Source organism: Microbacterium sp. Soil_C_42 (assembly GCF_057656735.1).
The window spans coordinates 55,658-72,944 of sequence record NZ_JBDGJU010000010.1 but is presented as its reverse complement, the minus strand read 5'-3'; the positions used below and the strand labels follow the sequence as shown (position 1 = coordinate 72,944).

The following is a 17,287-nucleotide window of genomic DNA, read 5'->3' as shown; positions in this document are numbered from 1 at the left end:
TGAGGGGATGTGCCGAGGTGAGGGCCTCGGCGTCGGGATCGGTCCGCAGCCGGGCTCTCGTCCTCAATTGAGGATCACGGATGCTGCGGGCCGCGGCATCCGTCCCCGCGTCGCGTCCTCAATCGAGGGGATGTGCCGAGGTGAGGGCCTCGGCGTCGGGATCGGTCCGCAGCCGGGCTCTCGTCCTCAATTGAGGATCACGCAAATTGAGGATCACGGATGCCGCGCGCCGCGGCATCCGTCACCGCCCGAGCCCGAAGGGATCAGGCCTCGTGGCGGGTGAAGACGCCGCGGAAGAGGAAGGCCGTGGCGTAGGCGCCGACGGAGAAGCCGATGGTGGCGATCAGGATCGCGACCGGAGGGAACAGGATCGTCAGCGCGACCGCGGTCACCGGGATCACGAGCACGCCGAGGGTGCGCACCGGCTCGGCGGCCGGGAGCAGCAGCGAGTTCTTGAGGGTCTGGCGCACGGGCCCCGTGAGGTACGCCACCTGGGCCATCGCATAGAGGAACGCGGCGAAGAGGTACACCGCGCCGATCACCGCCACCACTCCCGCGACCCCGGCGAAGAGCGCGGGGTATGCGAACCAGAACACGCTCGAGAATCCGAGCAGCGCGGCGGGCAGGAGCAGGCACAGCATCAGCACGGTGGCGCGGCCGAAGTTCGCCCGGAACGCGGGGAAGAAGTCCTTGAGGGGGCGCCCGCTCTCGTCGTCGGAGTAGCGGATGGTGACCTCGTACAGCGCGCTCGTGGCGGCGCCGATCGTGACGATCGGCAGGCACACGAGGATGTAGAGCAGGTTGAGTGCGACGAACGTCAGGAACGTCGAGAAGCCGCCGAGCGCGCGGCTGTCGGGATCGATCCTCATGCGGGCGTCACGATCACGGCGTGTGTGCTCCGGTGAGCGCCGGCGGCAGCAGGCGCACCGCGGGCTTCGCGCCGCTCGAGAGGATCTCGCAGATCATGTCGGTGGCCGCCGCGCCGATCGCCTCGGCGGGCACCGCGATGCTGTCGGCGAGCCCCGGCACCGAACGCGCCACGTCGTCAGGGCACAGGGCGACGATGCCGGGCTCATCTGCGCGCTGCCGACCGCGCTGGGCGATCGTCGTCGCGACGTGGGGGAGCGCGCCCTCGTTGTGCACGAAGAAGCCGGTGATGCCGGGGTCCTCGGTCATCACGCCGTCGACGGTGGCGATGGACTCGGAGGTGCTCGGGCAGGCGTGAACGGTGCCCGTCACGCCGTTCGCGTCGCACGCCGCCAGGAAGCCGCGTGCGAGCCGGTCGGCGTACGAGGTGTGACGCGACATGACCTCGGGCGGCGAGCCGATGAGCGCGATGCGCTTGTGGCCGAGCGCGACGAGCCGGTCGACCGCGAGCCAGCCCGCCGCCTCGAAGTCGAAGTCGACGCAGGGCACGGAGCGCCGCCCCTCGGGAAGACCGATGAGGACGCTCGGATGCCCCAGCCCCGACAGCGTGTCGATGCGCGGGTCGTCGGACTCGACGTCCATGACCAGCAGCGCGTCGACCATCGAGCCCTTCGCCGCACGCTGGAGCGCCTTCGAGTCGTCGCTCGCGAGCAGCAGGATGTCGTAGCCGTGCTTGCGCGCCTGCGTGACGACGCCGGTGACGATCTGCATCACGACGTGCACGTCGACGCCGGTGCGCAGGGGCGCCTGCAGGCCGATGACGTTCGTCGAGCGGGAAGCCAGCGAGCGTGCCCCCGCGTGCGGGCTGAAACCGAGGCTGTCGATCGCCTTCTCGACGCGGTCGCGCGTCTCCTGCGAGATGGCCCGCTTGCCGCTCATGACGTATGACACCGTCGAGATCGACACGCCCGCCTTCTGCGCGACGTCCGCGATCGTCACCATGAGATCCCCTGCTCTCCTCGTTCGATCACCCGTGTGGTTCCGGGTGCGAGCTCGTATGTTCCGATCGAACCGTCCGGCCCGTGCACACTCATTGTGACTGCTCGCGCCCGCGCGCGAAGCCGCGCCCGCACGAGTCGTCCGCCCGCCCATTCGACGTCGACGGAGACGTCGCCGCGGGAACGGATGCCGCGCACCCGGCCATCCGGCCATTCCGGCGGCAGCGCGGGCAGCAGTCGCAGCGTGACGCTGGGCGCCTCCCGGTCGTCGACGGGGTGTGGGGCGTCATTCCTCCGTTGGGGCGCAGATTCTGCGCCCCAACGGAGGTTCTGCGCCCCAAACCCGGAAGTGACGGGGCGTGAGGGCTCGAGGAACGACTGCACGAGGGCCTCGGCGATCGCTGCGGTCAGGCCGAGGTTGCCGTCGATCTGATACGGCGGATGCGCGCTGAAGAGGTTCGGGTAGACCCCGCCGCGGTGAGCGTCGGAGCCCTCTTCCGCGGGCCGGAGCGCCATCCGCAGCTGTGCGTGCACCGCCGCGCCGTCGCGCAGGCGAGCCTGCATCGCGGCACGCCAGGCGAGCGCCCAGCCGGTCGATTCCGGACCGCGGAGGCGAATGGATTCGGATGCTGCGCGCGCGAGTCCGGGCGTCGCGTCCGGCGTGATCTGCGCCAGGGGGAACACCCCCATCAGATGCGAGAGATGGCGGTGGTCGGGCTCGGCCTCGACGCGTTCGCGGTCCCACTCGAGCAGGTCGCCGCGTGCGGAGACCTGCGGGTCGGGGAGTGCATCCGTGAGCGTGGTCAGCTCCGCGATCCACGGGTCGTCGATGTCGAGCACGGCCGCGGCGTCGCGGCAGACCGCGGCGAGCTCGCGCAGCAGGGCGACGTCCATCGCGGCCGACACCGCGACGCCGCGCTCGCGGCCCTCGGCGTCGAGGTAGTGGTTCTCGGGCGAGGTCGACGGGCTCGTCCACGCGCGCTCGCCGTCCGTCTGGATCCACGACAGCGCGAAGGCCGCGGCCGAGGCGAGCGCCGGCCAGGCCTCGCTCTGCAGGTACGCGCGGTCTCCGCCGAACGAGTAGTGCTCCCACAGGTGCAGCGCGAGCCACACCCCGCCGAGCGACCAGTTCGCCCACGCCGGGTCGCCGTGGCCCGCGCCGACCGGCGCCGCGAAGGCCCAGGCATCCGAATTGTGATGGGCTACCCAGCCGTCCGCGCCGTACAGCTCGCGCGCGACGGCGGGGCCCGCCGTCTCGGAGAGCCGCCGCGTGAAGCGCAGGAGGGGCTCGTGGCACTCGGCGAGGTCGGTCGTCTCGGCCGGCCAGTACGCCATCTGCGTGTTGATGTTGAGGGTGTACGCGCTCGACCACGGCCCCGGCAGCTCGGCGTTCCACAGCCCCTGCAGCGTGACCGGCAGCCCGCCGGGCTGCGACGACGCGATGAGCAGGTACCGCCCGTAGTGGAACATGAGGGCGGCGAGAGCGGGGTCGTCGCGCTCCTGCGCGCGACGCACCCGGTCGACGGTGTCGAGTGCCTCGACGTCGCCCGGCGCCGGCAGTTCGAGCGCGCACCGCGCGTAGAGCTCACCGTGGGCGGCTTCGTGAGCGGTGAGCAGATCGGCTGCGGTCGCGTGGACATCGAAGGATCCGCGGATGCCGCGCAGCAGCGCCGCCGCGTGCCCCTCCGCGTCGCGGGCGTCGGCGGAGTCGCCGGGGAGCGACGGCGAAGTGGCGGTGGCGATCGCGAACAGATGCGTCGTCGCGGGCGCGCCGACGAGGACCCCGTCGACGACCTCGGAGGCGCCCCGCGCCTGGACCACGATCGCGCCATGACGCCCGTGCTCCTCGTCGTAGCGGATGGGCTCGGCGGGGCTCTCGTGGCCGGGCGCGACGTCGACGGGGAGCCACCACTCGGTGGCGAGGTCGCCGCCCGCCGAGCGCGGCGCCGAGCGCGGGCGCAGGAGCGACCCGATCCCGAGGCGCACGCGCACCGGCTCGTCCGCGGTGACTTCGTGCATGATGGCGCCGGTCACGAGGTCCGCCCACGTGCGGTGCCGCACATCGACGTCACCGAGCGCGTAGTGGTGGGTCGCGACGCCGGTGGCGAGATCCAGGCGTCGCCCATACTCCTGCGGCTCCGACCCCCGGTCGTTGAGCGAGGGAGCGCGAGCGACCGAGTCGAAACGCCCCGAACCCGGCTGCGAGCCGGAGTGCGCAGCATCCGTCTCCACCGTCAGCTCGACCCAGCCGAGCGGCAGGTAGGCCTGCACCCAGGGCGCCTGCATGCGCTGCAGGAGCGCCTCGGCGCGATCGAGCTCGTCGGCGTCGATCGCGGCGCGCACGGCCTCGAGTGCCTCGGGCCCGCGATCCGCGACGCCGTCCAGCGGATCGGCGTGGGCGTGCCCCGACCACGCCGTGATGTCGTTCAGCCACAGGCGCTCGCCGCCGGGGCGCCCCGCGCACATCGCGCCGCGCACGCCGTTGCCGACGGGGTAGGCCTCGAGCCATCGCGAGGCGGGCGTCGAGGCGCGCAGGATGTGGAGGCCATCGGAGAAGACCTGCGGGGCCGCATCATCGCGGCGCGTGGACATCGTCACAGTCGTAGTATACCTTCTCAGTGTTGAAGCGCTTCGAAAGTTCGATGCCCTTCCCGCCGGCAATCCCGCGAACGTCAGATCGAAACTCAGCGAAGAGGTTCCCCGCTCCATGGCCACCACGCCCGACCCGCGACGCATCGACGCGTTCTCCGAGATCACCCGCGACCTCGGCATCTGCTTCGGCGGTGACTACAACCCCGAGCAGTGGCCGCGAGAGATCTGGCAGGAGGACGCCGAGCTCATGGTGCGCGCCGGCGTCAACCTGGTGACGGTCGGGGTGTTCAGCTGGGCGCGCCTCGAGCCGTCGCCGGGCGCGTACGACTTCGCGTGGCTCGACGAGGTGCTCGACCTGCTGCACGCGCACGGCATCGCCGTGGATCTCGCGACCCCGACGGCGTCGCCGCCGCCGTGGCTCGGCATCCTCCATCCCGAGACCCTCCCGGTGAATCCCGACGGCGTGCGTCTCGCGGCCGGGTCGCGCAACCAGTTCACGCCGGCCTCGCGCGTCTACCGCGACCGCGCCCTCGCGACCGCGACCGCCCTCGCCGAGCGCTACGCCGCCCACCCCGCCGTGCGCATGTGGCACGTCGGCAACGAGTTCGGCCAGATCGACTTCGGCGACGAGGCGGCTCGCGAGTTCCGGCTCTGGCTGCGCGAGCGCTACGGCTCGATCGACGCGCTCAACGAGGCGTGGGGAACCCTCGTGTGGGCGCAGGGCTACCGCGACTTCGACGAGATCCTGCCGCCCCGGCGCATGCCCTACCTCGTGAACCCGGCGCAGTCGCTCGACTTCCGCCGGTACACGTCGTGGGCGCTGCAGCGCGTCTTCACCGAGCAGCGCGACGCCATCCGCGACGCCGGGGCCACCCAGCCGGTCACGACGAACTTCATGGGCTTCGAGCCGCTCACCGACCTGTGGGAGTGGGCGGAAGAGGTCGACGTCGTCGCCGACGACCAGTACCCCGACCACGCGAGCACCACGTCGTCGTCCGACATCGCGCTCGTGCAGGACCTCATGCGCTCGCTCGGCGCGGGCCGGCCGTGGGCGCTCATGGAGCAGGCGGTGAGCGCCACCTCGTGGCGCCCCCACAACCTGCCCAAGAGCCGCGACCGCGCTCGCCTCGACTCGCTGCAGGCGGTCGCCCGGGGGGCGGACGCGATCTGCTTCTTCCAGTGGCGTCAGGCCCGCACCGGCGCGGAGCGCTTCCACTCCGCCATGCTGCCGCACGCCGGCGCCGACACCGAGGTGTTCGAGACCACCTGTGCGCTGGGCGCCGACCTGCGCAGGCTGCGGATCGTCGTCGGCGGACGCGTCGAGGCATCCGTCGCGCTGCTGTTCGACTGGCCGTCGCGGTGGGCCGCGGACGAGCCGGGTCGCCCGACCCAGCGGCTCGACACGCTCGAGCAGGTGCAGCGGTGGCACCGCGCGCTGTGGCGCCGCGGCATCGCGGTCGACCTGGTGCGTCCGGGGGCCGATTTGTCGGGCTACGCCACGGTGCTCGTGCCGCACACGTACATCGTGGAGACGGATGCTGCCACCGCCCTCCGTGCGGCGGTCGAACGCGGTGCGAGCCTCGTGGTCGGCCCGTTCTCGGGGGTCGCCGACGGCAACGCCGGCATCCTCACCGGTCGCTCGCCGGTGCTGCTGCGCGACCTGCTCGGCGTGAGCGGCGAGGAGTGGGTCGGTCTTCCCGACGCGCCCACCCCCGTCGTCGTGGAGCCGACGTGGGCGACCGCGCCCGCGGCGGTCGAGGCATCCGTTCTCGGTGAGCGCCTGCGTGCCGAGGGGGCCGAGGTGCTCGCCCGCTTCGGCGCGGGACACCTGTCCGGGGCACCCGCCATCACCCGGCACCGTGCCGGCGACGGCACGGCCTGGTACCTGGGCGCTGTCGTCTCGGACGACGCGCTCGCCGCGGTGCTCGACGACGCGCTGGACGCCGCGGGTGTCACGGGAGTCCTGCCCGAGCGCGTGCTGCCCCACGGCGTCGAGGCGGTCCAGCGCGGCGCGGCCCTCTTCCTCCTCAACCACGGCGATCAGGACCGGCGCGTCACGCTGCCGGGGCTGCGCCGCGATCTCCTGTCGGACGCGGACGTCGAGGGGCAGCTGACGCTTGCTTCCGGCGCCGCCATGGTGCTCATCGAAAGGCACGCAGAGTGAAGTTCACCGATGGCTACTGGCTGACCAGGCCCGGTCTCGCCCCGCTGTACGCGGTCGAGGTCGACGACATCCGCGTCGACCAGGAGGCGGGCACGATGACCGTGTACGCGCCCACCGCCGCGATCCGCGACCGGGGCGACACCCTCAACCGCGCGATGCTGACCGTGACGTTCTCGGCGCCCGCGCCGGGCGTCGTCAAGGTGCGCGTCGAGCGCCACGCGGGAGCCGTGCACCGTGGGCCCGACTTCGAGATCTTCGGCGCGGAGGGCTTCCGGCCCGACATCACGGTCGACGACGACGAGGGCGTCCTCGACACCGGTCCGCTGAAGGTGCGCGTCGTGCGCACCGCGGGGCAGTGGCGCGTCGACTTCCTCGAGGCCGATGGGCGCGTGCTCACGAGCTCCCTCCCGCGGTCGATCGGGCACTACACCGACACGACGGGCAAGAACGGCACCGCCGCCACCGCGGGCACGGCAGGCACCGCCGGCACGGCCGCCGGCGGCACGAAGCCGACGTGGGTGCACCAGCAGCTCAGCATCGAGCCGGGAGAGCGGGTCTACGGGCTCGGCGAGCGGTTCGGCGCGTTCGTCAAGAACGGCCAGGTCGTCGACACGTGGAACGCCGACGGCGGCACCTCCAGCGAGCAGGCGTACAAGAACGTGCCGTTCTACCTCACCTCCCGCGGGTACGGCGTGTTCGTCGACCACCCCGAGAACGTCTCGTTCGAGGTCGGCAGCGAGGTCAACTCGCGCGTGCAGTTCTCGGTGGGGGGCGAGTCCCTCGACTACTACGTCATCGCCGGCCCCGAGCCGAAGGACGTGCTCCGTCGCTACACCGCGCTCACCGGCCGGCCGGCGCGCGTGCCCGCGTGGTCGTTCGGGCTGTGGCTCACGACATCCTTCACCGCAAGCTATGACGAAGACACCGTCAGCGCCTTCGTCGACGGGATGGCGGAGCGCGACATCCCGCTGTCGGTCTTCCACTACGACTGCTTCTGGATGCGCGAGTACCAGTGGAGCGACTTCGAGTGGGACTCCCGCGCGTTCCACGACCCCGTCGGGCAGATCGCCCGCATGCACGAGCGCGACGTGCACGTGTCGCTCTGGATCAACCCGTACATCGCGCAGCGCTCGGCGCTGTTCCGCGAAGCGGCTGAGAGCGGCTACCTGCTCAAGCGCACCGACGGCAGCGTGTGGCAGTGGGACATGTGGCAGGCGGGCATGGGCCTCGTGGACTTCACGAACCCCGCTGCCGCGGACTGGTACGTGGCGAAGCTGCAGGGTCTGCTCGACCAGGGCGTCGATGCGTTCAAGACCGACTTCGGCGAGCGGATCCCCGTCGAAGGCGTCGTGTGGCACGACGGGTCCGACCCGCATCGCATGCACAACTACTACGCGAAGCTCTACAACGAGGTCGTGTTCCGCGCGCTCGAACGGCACCACGGCGTCGGCGACGCGGTCGTGTTCGCCCGTTCCGCGACCGTCGGCTCGCAGCAGTTCCCGGTGCACTGGGGCGGCGACAACGACTCGACGTTCCTGTCGATGGCGGAGTCCCTCCGCGGCGGCCTGTCGCTCGCGATGTCGGGCTTCGGCTACTGGAGCCACGACATCGGCGGGTTCGAGGGCACCCCCGACCCCGGCCTGTTCAAGCGCTGGCTCGCGTTCGGCCTGCTCTCCTCGCACTCGCGGCTGCACGGCTCGTCGTCGGTGCGCGTGCCGTGGGCCTTCGACGACGAGGCCGTCGACATCGCCCGCTCGTTCACGAAGCTCAAGATGCGGCTCATGCCGTACCTCGCGGGCGCCGCCGAGCAGGCGCATCGCTGCGGGACGCCGATGATGCGCCCGATGGCGCTCGAGTTCCCCGGCGACCGCTCGGGCTTCGACGCCGACACGCAGTACATGCTGGGCGACGCGCTGCTCGTGGCGCCGATCTTCACCGCCGACGGCAGCGTGGAGTACTACGTGCCGGAGGGCGAGTGGACCTCGCTCCTCGACGGCTCCGTCGTCGACGGCCGCCGGTGGGTCTCCGAGACCCACGGCTACGACTCGGTGCCGCTGCGGGTGCGCCCGGGCACGGTGCTGCCCTTCGGCGCCGACGACAGCCGCCCCGACTACGACTGGTCCGACGGCGTGACGCTGCGGTGCTTCGAACTGCCCGACGGCTACGACCGCGAGACGCGGGTGCCGGGCCACGACAGCAAGGGATCCATCGACGGCGTCGGCGCCACCACTTTCCGCGTGCGTCGTGAGGGCCGGATGATCATCGCGTCGACGGACGACGCGCACGCCCCGTGGGCACTGCAGGCGGGTGACCGGATCGCCCGCGCCGCAGCATCCGGAGAGATCCGTCTCGAACTCGACGAGGAGAGTGCAGAATGACCGACATCGCGACGGTCCCCACGCCCCCTCCACACGGCGCTGGCGCGCCGCGCGGAGCCTCGGGGCGCGTGGGCCCAGCCGCCGCCACCGCGATCGCCGACGACCACGCGCCCGGGCAGCCGCTGTTCCGGCAGGTCGACCAGCCGCTCGCGGCGCGCGCCCGCGACCTGCTCGACCGGCTGACGCCCGACGAGCGGATCGCGATGCTGCACCAGGCCGCGCCCGCGGTCGAGCGGCTCGGGGTGCCGGCGTGGCACACGGGATGCGAGGCGCTGCACGGCGTCGCGTGGCTCGGGCGCTCCACGGTGTTCCCGCAGTCCGTGGGACTCGCCGCGACCTGGGACACCGACCTCGTCGAGAAGGTGGGCGAGGTCGCCGCGATCGAGGTGCGCGCCAAGCGCGCCGAGAACCCGCTGGTGAGCCTCAACGTCTGGGCGCCGGTCGTCAACACGCTGCGTCACCCCGGCTGGGGCCGCAACGAGGAGGGCTACTCCGAGGACCCGCACATCACCGGGGTGTTCGGCACCGCGTATTCACGCGGCCTTCGCGGCGACCACCCGCGCGTCTGGCGCACCGTGCCCGCGCTCAAGCACTTCCTGGCCTACAACAACGAGACCGATCGCTCGGTGACCTCGTCGGAGATGTCGCTGCGCACCCTCCACGAGGAGGAGCTGCCCGCGTTCCGCGGCGCGATCGAGGAGGGCGTCGCGGGCGGGATGATGCTCGCCTACAACCGCGTGAACGGCGTCCCCGCGCACACGCAGCCCGAGCTCGTCGCGGAAGCCCGGTCGTGGTCGGACGAATCGATCGCGGTGGTGTCGGATGCCGGCGCCCCGACCTTCCTCGTCACCACCCAGCGCACCCAGCCCGACCATGTGCACGCCGCCGCCGCCCTGGTGACCTCGGGTCTCGACTCGTTCACCGACAACGACGCGAACGCGGCGCCCACCATCGGCTACGTGACGGAGGCGCTCGCCGCGGGCCTGCTCACCACGGCCGACGTCGACCGGGCCGTGCTGCGGCTGCTCGAGCTGCGCATCCGCACGGGCGAGTTCGACGGCGACGCCGACCCGTACGCGGGGATCGGCGCCGACGCCATCGACGCACCCGGGGCCCGTGAACTCGCCCGGGAGGCGGTGGCCCGCTCGGTCGTCGTGCTGCGGAACGACGCCGACGTGCTGCCGCTCTCCCGGGCGTCGCGGGTCGCGGTCGTCGGCCCGCTCGCCGACCTCGTGCTCACCGATTGGTACGCCGGCACTCCGCCCTACGCGGTCGGCATCGGTGCCGCCGCCGCCGAGCGCTTCGGCGAGGTCGAGGTCGTGACCGGCGCCGACACGATCGCGCTCCGGGCCTCGTCGAACGGCCGCTACGTCGTGGCGAACGCCGACGGCTCGGTGGTCGAGGCGGCCGGCGACGCCGCGGCCGACGACGCGCTGTTCGACGTGACGGACTGGGGCGACGGCATCCTCACCCTCCGCTCTCACGCGAGCGGACTGCTGCTCACCGGCGCGAAGTGGCCGATGCGCGCGGACGCGACGCGTGTGGGCGAATGGGTCGTGCAGGAGAGCTTCCGCACGCACATCCACGCCGACGGCACGTGGTCGCTGCTGCACCTGGGCACCGGCCGGTGGCTGCGGGTGTTCCGCGACTCGGGGCTGCTCGCCGCCGAGGCGGTCACGCTCGACGACGCCGAGCGCTTCGGCGTGCGCGTCGTGCGGTCGGGCGCGACCGCGGTGGCAGAGGCGGCCGCGCGTGCCGATGCCGTCGTCGTCGCGGTCGGCAACGACCCCCACCTCAACGGCCGCGAGACGCAGGACCGTCCGCACCTGCGGCTGCCCGCCGCGTGGGCCGAGGTGTGGCGCGCCGCGCGCGAGGCGAACCCGCGGGCGGTGCTCACGATCGTGTCGAGCTACCCCTATGTGCTCGAGGGCGTCGGGGCCGACACCGTCGTGTGGTCGAGCCACGGCGGCCAGGAGCTCGGCCACGGCGTGATCGATGTGCTCTCGGGCGACGTCGAGCCGTCGGGCCGTCTCTCGCAGAGCTGGCCCGCGACCGAGGCGCAGGCGGGCGACCTGTTCGACTACGACACGCTCCGCCAAGGTGCGACCTACCGCCATCAGCCCGACGAGCCGACGTTCGCCTTCGGGCACGGACTCACCTACACGACGGTCGCGTACGAGTCGGTGACGCTGATGGTCCCCACGGCCCCTCCACTCGCCGCTGGCGCGTCGAGCGGAGCCTCCGGCCGCGTGGGCGCAGCTGCGGTCCCCGCGCCCGCGGCGACCCACCGCCACGCCGGCTTCGCGCCGCGGGAAGACGAGGCCGTGGTGAACGCGGTGGTGCGGGTGCGCAACACCGGGGACCGCGACGCCGAGGAGCTCGTGCAGCTCTACGCGCTGTCGTCGGGCCTCCCGCTGCCGACGCCGCGGCGCCTGCTCGTGGCCTATCGCCGCGTGCGGCTCGCGCCCGGGGAAGTCCGCGACGTCGAGCTGACGTTCTCACCCGCGCGCCTCGCCGTGTGGGACGACGCCGTGCGCCTTCCCGGCGCGGTCGACGACTGGCTCCACGAGGGTGCGCTGCGCGTCCAGCCCGGGACCTACACCGTTGCCGCGGGCCCGTCGGCGTGGGACCTCCCCGTGCGGGCTGATCTGGAGGTCACCGCGCTCTGAGGGTGCGGCATCCCACCCTGCGGGCCTGGCAGCCGACGCCGCCCGCCCCTCAACAGGTCAACCGGGCTCCTGCCGGCCTGGCAGCCGACGCCGCCCGGCCTCAACAGGTCAACCGGGCTCCTGCTGGGACGTTCCGGTGCACGTGCTCCTGTAGAAGCCCGGTTGACCTGTCGGAGGGGCGACGCGCGAGGAGCTGGGAACGCGCTCCCCCTCGACTACGGTGCGAGTTCCTCCGCCAGGGCCCGCGTCTCGTCGGGAGTCCACACGCGGTCGCCGAAGACATGGCGATGCGCGAGCGACACCTCGGCGCCCGGGGCCAGCACGACGTACTCGTCGAACGAGGGCGACGGTGCCAGCACCGGGATCGGCTCGCTGCGCACGAACCAGCGGATCGGGGGCGCTCCGGTCGAGGTGCCCGCGAACGCGAGCACGGTGGCGCCGCCGTCCACGTCGTCGTGCTCGCCTGAGAAGGCCACCCACGGCGCGACCTGGCCCATCACACCGTCGTCGCCGGCGTCGTCGGGAAAGCCGCCTGCCAGCACGCGGCCGCCGGTCCAGGCGCGAGGCATCCGGATCATGAAGCCGGTGTAGCCGGCGCCGGGGCGCCCCTCGGTCGTCGGGCTGCCGAGTTCGAGCTCGCGTCCGGACACGTTGCGCAGAGCCGTCGAGAAGTCGAGCATCCAGAGGCCGCGGTCGGTGTCGACGCCGTGGAAGCGGTGCGTGCGGGTCTCGGCGAGCCACTCGTCGCCGCCCTGCGTGATCCACGTGAGCTCCTCGGTGAAGGAGACCTCGGCCCCGGCGTCGGTGACCGCCGTGAATCCGTCGTGCCGGATGGTGCCGACGTTGTCGAGGAGCGCGTAGTCGCCGTGCTCGGGACGGAACGTGTTCCCGCCCCAGAAGTTCTGGCCCGACACGTGAGTCCAGGTCATCTGGAGGCCCTTGTGCCAGCGGTGGTCCCACGGGCGGAAGCCGGTGAGCAGCGCGCCGTCCAGCGCGCGCAGCGGGTGGAGGAAGGGCTTGGGGCCTTCGGAGATCTCGCCGCCCGGGTCGAACGCGTAGCGCGCGATGTCGACGCCGGCAGCAGTGACGGTCAGGTCGGTCTGATCGAGGCGGAGAGTGAGGTCGGTCACGGTCCCATTGTGGCCCAGATCGTCGGAAAACGCTTGCCCGCTACCCGCGCGGACGCGTAATGTACCGCTCCCGAGGCCCGAGCGGTAGTGGCATCCCCGCGCGCCACGGCGGCGATAGCGTCTTCGTCATCTCATACGAGACCCCGCACCCCCCGCGGAGTCCACGAGACTGAAGGAGAGAAACATGCTCTGGACCATCCTCGGCCTGATCGTCATCGGCCTGATCGCCGGCCTCATCGCTCGCGCCGTCATCCCCGGTAAGCAGAGCATGGGCATCCTGCTGACGATCGTCCTCGGAATCGTCGGCTCGTTCGTCGGCGGCTTCCTCGGCTTCCTGCTGTTCGGCAGCGACCCGAACGGCGGCTTCCTGCAGCCGTCGGGCATCATCGGCTCGATCCTCGGCGCGATCGTCGTGCTCGGCCTCTACGTGCTCTTCACGCGTCGCCGCGGCGTCAACCGCGCCTGACCGGCTGCCCCGGGTTCGAACGCACAACGCTTCGCCCGGATCCGTGCGCTCCCTCGCACGGGTCCGGGCGTCGCTGTGTGCGGCGGCGGTCAGGCGCCGGCGAGGGCCTGCGACACGACCTCGCGGGCCTCGGCCTGCACCTGGGTGAGGTGCTCGGGTCCGCGCAGCGACTCGGCGTACAGCTTGTACACGTCCTCGGTGCCCGACGGACGCGCGGCGAACCACGCGTGCTCGGTCTGCACCTTGAGGCCGCCGATCGCGGCGCCGTTGCCCGGCGCGTGCGAGAGCTTCGCGGTGATCGGCTCGCCGGCGAGCTCGGTCGCGGTGACCGCCTCCGGGGCGAGCTTGCCGAGTGCGGCCTTCTGCGCGGGCGACGCCGGGGCGTCCACGCGCTGATACGCCGACGCACCGAACTCGGCCTCGAGCTCCGCGTATCGCTGCGAGGGCGTCTTCCCGGTGACCGCGAGGATCTCGGAGGCCAGGAGGCACAGCAGGATGCCGTCCTTGTCGGTGGTCCAGACGGAGCCGTCCTTGCGGAGGAACGACGCTCCCGCCGACTCCTCGCCGCCGAAGGCGACGGATCCGTCCAGCAGCCCGGGCACGAACCACTTGAACCCGACCGGTACCTCGAGCAGCTCGCGCCCGAGGGATTCGGCCACGCGGTCGATGATCATCGAGCTCACGAGGGTCTTGCCGACCGCGGCATCCGTCGGCCAGTCCGGCCGGTGCGAGTACAGGTAGTCGATCGCGACCGCGAGGTAGTGGTTGGGGTTCATCAGCCCGGCGTCGGGCGTCACGATGCCGTGCCGGTCAGCGTCGGCGTCGTTGCCGGTGAGGATGTCGTACTCCTCGCGGCGGGCGACGAGAGCCGCCATCGCCGACGGCGACGACGGGTCCATGCGGATCTTCTCGTCCCAGTCGAGCGTCATGAACTTCCACGTCGGGTCGACGTCCGGGTTCACGACGGTGAGGTCGAGCCCGTGCACCTCGGCGATGAGCGCCCAGTACTCGACCGAGGCGCCGCCCAGCGGGTCGGCGCCGATGCGCACGCCGGCCGAGCGGATGGCCTCCACGTCGATGATGTTCGCGAGGTCGCGCACATAAGCGTCACGGAAGTCGTACTCGCCGAGCTTGTCGCCGTCGAGGTCCTTGAACGGCGTACGGGCCACGCCGTCGAGGTCCGCCGCGATGAGCTCGTTCGCGCGGTTCGCGATCCAGCCCGTGGCGTCGGTATCGGCGGGCCCGCCGTTCGGCGGGTTGTACTTGAAGCCGCCATCGCGCGGCGGGTTGTGGCTCGGCGTCACGACGATGCCGTCGGCGCGGCCCGGGTCGGCGGCATCCTTCCCGCGGTTGTAGGCGAGGATCGCGTGGCTGAGCGCGGGGGTCGGCACCCACGAGTCCCGCGAGTCCACGCGCACGTCGATGCCGTTCGCGACGAGCACTTCGATCGCGCTGCGCTCCGCCGGCAGCGACAGGCCGTGCGTATCGCGCCCGAGGAACAGCGGGCCCTCGATGCCCTGGGCCTTGCGGTAGTCGACGATCGCCTGCGTCGTGGCGAGGATGTGGGTCTCGTTGAAGCTCGCCGACAGCGACGAGCCGCGGTGCCCGCTCGTCCCGAACGCGACGCGCTGCTCGGGGACGGCGGGGTCCGGCTTGAGGTCGTAATAGGCGGCGATCAGCTCATCGATGTCGATGAGGTCGGATGCGTCGGCCGGCTGTCCTGCGCGAGTCATGCGTCCCAGTCTGCCCGTCCTCGGCCTGCCGCGCACGGTCCGTGACACCCTGCGCCGGTGCGCAATTCAGGACCGGTGCGCCGCGCCGTGGGCGCGGCCCCCGGAATTGCGCGGGCGGGGTCGATGTCGCGCGACCTCCATCCTGAGTTATGGCCGGGATCGGGCCCACGGGGCCCGGGCTAGGCTGGCACGCGTGACTTCCGAGGTCGCCTCCGCCGAGGCATCCGTTCCCGCCCGCCGCACCTACAGCTTCCTGGGCCCCGCGGGCACGTTCACCGAGGCGGCGCTCGCCCAGGTGCCGGAGGCCCGCGGCCACGAGTGGCGGCCGGTGCGCAACGTGGGGGAGGCGCTCGCCGACGTCGTCGAGGGGCGCTCCGACGCCGCGATGATCGCGATCGAGAACTCGGTCGACGGCGGCGTCTCGACCGCGCAGGACGCCCTCGCGACGGTGCCGGGCCTGCGCATCGTCGGCGAGTATCTCGTGCCCGTCGAGTTCGTCCTCGTCGGGCGTCCGGGTGCGCGACTCGAGGACGTCTCGCTCATCGCCGCGCACCCCGTCGCGTACGCGCAGTGCCTGCAGTGGCTCTCGGCCGCGCTTCCCGCCCACGCCCACGTGCCGGCGGCGAGCAACGTCGCGAGTGCGATGGGGCTGCTGGACGGATCGAGCGACGCAGACGCGGCGATCGCCCCTCCCGGGATCCTCGAGCACCACCAGCTCGAACTGCTGGCCTCGAACATCGGCGACAACCCCAACGCGGTGACCCGCTTCGTGCTCGTGAGCCGCACGGTCGTGCCGCCGCCGCCCACCGGCGCCGACAAGACGTCGCTCATCGTCGAACTGCCCGACGATCACCCCGGCGCGCTGCTCGAGATGCTGGAGCAGTTCGCCACCCGCGGCATCAACCTGTCGCTGCTGGCCTCGCGCCCGATCGGCGACGAGCTCGGCCGGTACCGCTTCGTCGTCGACGCCGACGGGCACCTCGAGGACGAGCGCATGGCCGACGCGCTGATGGGCCTGCGCCGGTTCAGCCCCCGTGTCACGTTCCTCGGGTCGTACCCGCGCGCCGATCGCGCCGTCGTGCGCTACCCCGAGCGCTACGCCGATGACGTGTTCGTCGAGGCGCGCGACTGGCTGCGGGGTCTCCTCTCCGGGGAACCCGAAGTCCAGGACTGACGAGCCCCGCCGGGCTCAGAGCCCGAGCTCGGCGGCCAGCAGCTCGAGGGTCTGCAGGCGGCCGGGTGCGGCATCCATCGGCTCGTTCTCGTACGATCCGGCGATCGGGGAGATCATCACCTCGTCGACGTCGTGCGTCGCGGCGAAGGAGCGGAGATCGGATGCCACGGCCGACGCCGTGCCGACGAACCACTTCGCGCGGGCCGAGGCCATGAAGGTGTCGCCGAGGCCGGCGAAGTCCGCCGCGTTCGCGAGCGCGTGCTCGACGGTCTCGAGCGGAACGAGCGGCTTGTTGGTGCGCAGGCGCGCCGTCATGCGGAGGTTGGGCAGAGTGCGCGCCTCGGCCTCGTCCTGCGTCGGGGCGACGAGCACGTTCGCGGTCAGGAAGGTGCGGGGTGCCGCGAGCGCCTCGGAGGGTACGAAGGAAGAACGGTAGAGGTCGAGCGCGCGCTCGAGGCCCTCGCCCGAGAAGTGGTTCGCGAACACGTACGGCAGGCCCAGCGAGGCGGCGAGCTGCGCGGAGTAGTCGCTCGAGCCGAGCAGCCACACCTCGGGCGTGGTCGCGGCGGCCGGCGTCGCGTGCACGTCGTAGGTGCCGCCGGACGTGAAGCGCAGTGAGGCGCCGTCCGGCGCGACGAGCGACATGATGTCGCGCACGTGGTCCGGGAACCGCTCGACGTCGCTCGTGGTGCCGCTCTGGCGCAGCAGCTGCGTGATGACCGGGTCCGAGCCCGGCGCCCGACCGAGGCCGAGGTCGATGCGCCCTGGCGCGAGGGCCTCGAGCGCCGCGAACTGCTCGGCGACGACGAGCGGGGAGTGGTTCGGCAGCATGACGCCGCCCGACCCGAGCCGGATGCGCGACGTCCGCGCGGCGGCGGCCGCCGCGAGCACCGGGGGAGTGGTCGAGGCGACAGCCGGCATGTTGTGGTGCTCGGCGAACCAGTACCGGCGATAGCCGAGCCGATCCGCCGCATCCACGACGGAGAGGGATGCCGCGACCGCCTGCGCGCTCGTCTGCCCGGTGCGCACCGGAACGAGGTCGAGGACGGACAGGGCCGGGGCGGGGGTCGCAGTGCTCATCGCTGAAGGCAACCCGCGCCCCGGCATCCGCATTCC

Annotated in this window: 11 protein-coding genes; 5 read left to right on the top strand and 6 right to left on the bottom strand. The window is 72.3% G+C overall.

The features are described 5' to 3' along the window. Positions 1-263: 263 nt before the first annotated feature. Genes AC3A46_RS08680 through AC3A46_RS08670 form a run of 3 tightly spaced genes read right to left on the bottom strand, consistent with a single transcriptional unit; the run spans position 264 to position 4,457 of the window. Positions 264-869 carry a YesL family protein gene (locus AC3A46_RS08680; RefSeq protein ID WP_487664797.1) on the bottom strand — a complete coding sequence of 202 codons (606 nt, stop codon included), beginning with the start codon at positions 867-869 and terminating at the stop codon, positions 264-266. A gap of 13 nt (positions 870-882) precedes the next feature. Continuing rightward, complete coding sequence (locus AC3A46_RS08675) at positions 883-1,869, bottom strand: LacI family DNA-binding transcriptional regulator (protein ID WP_487664796.1); 987 nt, start codon at positions 1,867-1,869, stop codon at positions 883-885. Beyond that, positions 1,863-4,457, bottom strand: a complete 2,595-nt coding sequence (locus AC3A46_RS08670; protein WP_487664842.1) for a glycosyl hydrolase family 95 catalytic domain-containing protein — start codon at positions 4,455-4,457, stop codon at positions 1,863-1,865. The genes AC3A46_RS08675 and AC3A46_RS08670 overlap by 7 nt, the downstream gene beginning before the upstream one ends. Positions 4,458-4,572: 115 nt before the next feature. On the opposite strand from AC3A46_RS08670, the gene AC3A46_RS08665 reads away from it, so the two are divergent. From AC3A46_RS08665 to AC3A46_RS08655, 3 genes are read left to right on the top strand one after another with little or no spacing between them, the layout of a single operon-like run. Beyond that, positions 4,573-6,621: a beta-galactosidase gene (locus tag AC3A46_RS08665; protein WP_487664795.1), complete on the top strand. Its 2,049-nt coding sequence runs from the start codon at positions 4,573-4,575 to the stop codon at positions 6,619-6,621. Beyond that, positions 6,618-8,999 (top strand): alpha-xylosidase, encoded by a 2,382-nt coding sequence (yicI, locus tag AC3A46_RS08660; RefSeq protein WP_487664794.1) that lies wholly within the window; start codon positions 6,618-6,620, stop codon positions 8,997-8,999. The genes AC3A46_RS08665 and yicI overlap by 4 nt, the downstream gene beginning before the upstream one ends. Beyond that, entirely contained in the window at positions 8,996-11,668 is a 2,673-nt protein-coding gene (locus AC3A46_RS08655; RefSeq protein ID WP_487664793.1) for a glycoside hydrolase family 3 C-terminal domain-containing protein, read from the top strand. Before yicI ends, AC3A46_RS08655 begins: the two co-directional genes overlap by 4 nt. A 215-nt stretch (positions 11,669-11,883) precedes the next feature. Here the strand turns inward: AC3A46_RS08655 and AC3A46_RS08650 are convergent, their stop codons facing one another. After that, on the bottom strand, positions 11,884-12,798 hold the full coding sequence (locus AC3A46_RS08650; RefSeq protein ID WP_487664792.1) for a DUF6807 domain-containing protein: 915 nt from the start codon (positions 12,796-12,798) through the stop codon (positions 11,884-11,886). A 184-nt stretch (positions 12,799-12,982) separates the two neighbouring features. Here AC3A46_RS08650 and AC3A46_RS08645 point away from each other — a divergent pair, with 184 nt between their 5' ends. Then, a complete protein-coding gene (locus tag AC3A46_RS08645) occupies positions 12,983-13,264 on the top strand; it encodes a GlsB/YeaQ/YmgE family stress response membrane protein (RefSeq protein ID WP_487664791.1) in 282 nt (93 codons plus the stop codon). A gap of 89 nt (positions 13,265-13,353) precedes the next feature. Here AC3A46_RS08645 and pgm read toward each other — a convergent pair whose 3' ends face one another. Further along, positions 13,354-14,997 (bottom strand): phosphoglucomutase (alpha-D-glucose-1,6-bisphosphate-dependent), encoded by a 1,644-nt coding sequence (gene pgm, locus AC3A46_RS08640; protein ID WP_487664790.1) that lies wholly within the window; start codon positions 14,995-14,997, stop codon positions 13,354-13,356. Positions 14,998-15,190: 193 nt separating this feature from the next. On the opposite strand from pgm, the gene pheA reads away from it, so the two are divergent. Further along, positions 15,191-16,171: a prephenate dehydratase gene (gene pheA / locus AC3A46_RS08635; protein ID WP_487664789.1), complete on the top strand. Its 981-nt coding sequence runs from the start codon at positions 15,191-15,193 to the stop codon at positions 16,169-16,171. A gap of 15 nt (positions 16,172-16,186) precedes the next feature. Here the strand turns inward: pheA and AC3A46_RS08630 are convergent, their stop codons facing one another. Further along, the gene (locus tag AC3A46_RS08630; protein ID WP_487664788.1) at positions 16,187-17,251 is read right to left on the bottom strand and encodes an LLM class flavin-dependent oxidoreductase; all 1,065 of its coding nucleotides are present in this window, start codon (positions 17,249-17,251) and stop codon (positions 16,187-16,189) included. Between the last annotated feature and the right edge of the window lie 36 nt (positions 17,252-17,287).

What these genes read in the sequence shown, in the direction of transcription:
- AC3A46_RS08670 (WP_487664842.1), bottom strand. Translation starts at nt 4,457, where the DNA reads ATGTCCACGCGCCGCGATGATGCGGCCCCGCAGGTCTTCTCCGATGGC.
- AC3A46_RS08630 (WP_487664788.1), bottom strand. Translation starts at nt 17,251, where the DNA reads ATGAGCACTGCGACCCCCGCCCCGGCCCTGTCCGTCCTCGACCTCGTT.
- AC3A46_RS08655 (WP_487664793.1), top strand. Translation starts at nt 8,996, where the DNA reads ATGACCGACATCGCGACGGTCCCCACGCCCCCTCCACACGGCGCTGGC.
- AC3A46_RS08645 (WP_487664791.1), top strand. Translation starts at nt 12,983, where the DNA reads ATGCTCTGGACCATCCTCGGCCTGATCGTCATCGGCCTGATCGCCGGC.
- pgm (WP_487664790.1), bottom strand. Translation starts at nt 14,997, where the DNA reads ATGACTCGCGCAGGACAGCCGGCCGACGCATCCGACCTCATCGACATC.
- AC3A46_RS08680 (WP_487664797.1), bottom strand. Translation starts at nt 869, where the DNA reads ATGAGGATCGATCCCGACAGCCGCGCGCTCGGCGGCTTCTCGACGTTC.
- AC3A46_RS08675 (WP_487664796.1), bottom strand. Translation starts at nt 1,869, where the DNA reads ATGGTGACGATCGCGGACGTCGCGCAGAAGGCGGGCGTGTCGATCTCG.
- AC3A46_RS08665 (WP_487664795.1), top strand. Translation starts at nt 4,573, where the DNA reads ATGGCCACCACGCCCGACCCGCGACGCATCGACGCGTTCTCCGAGATC.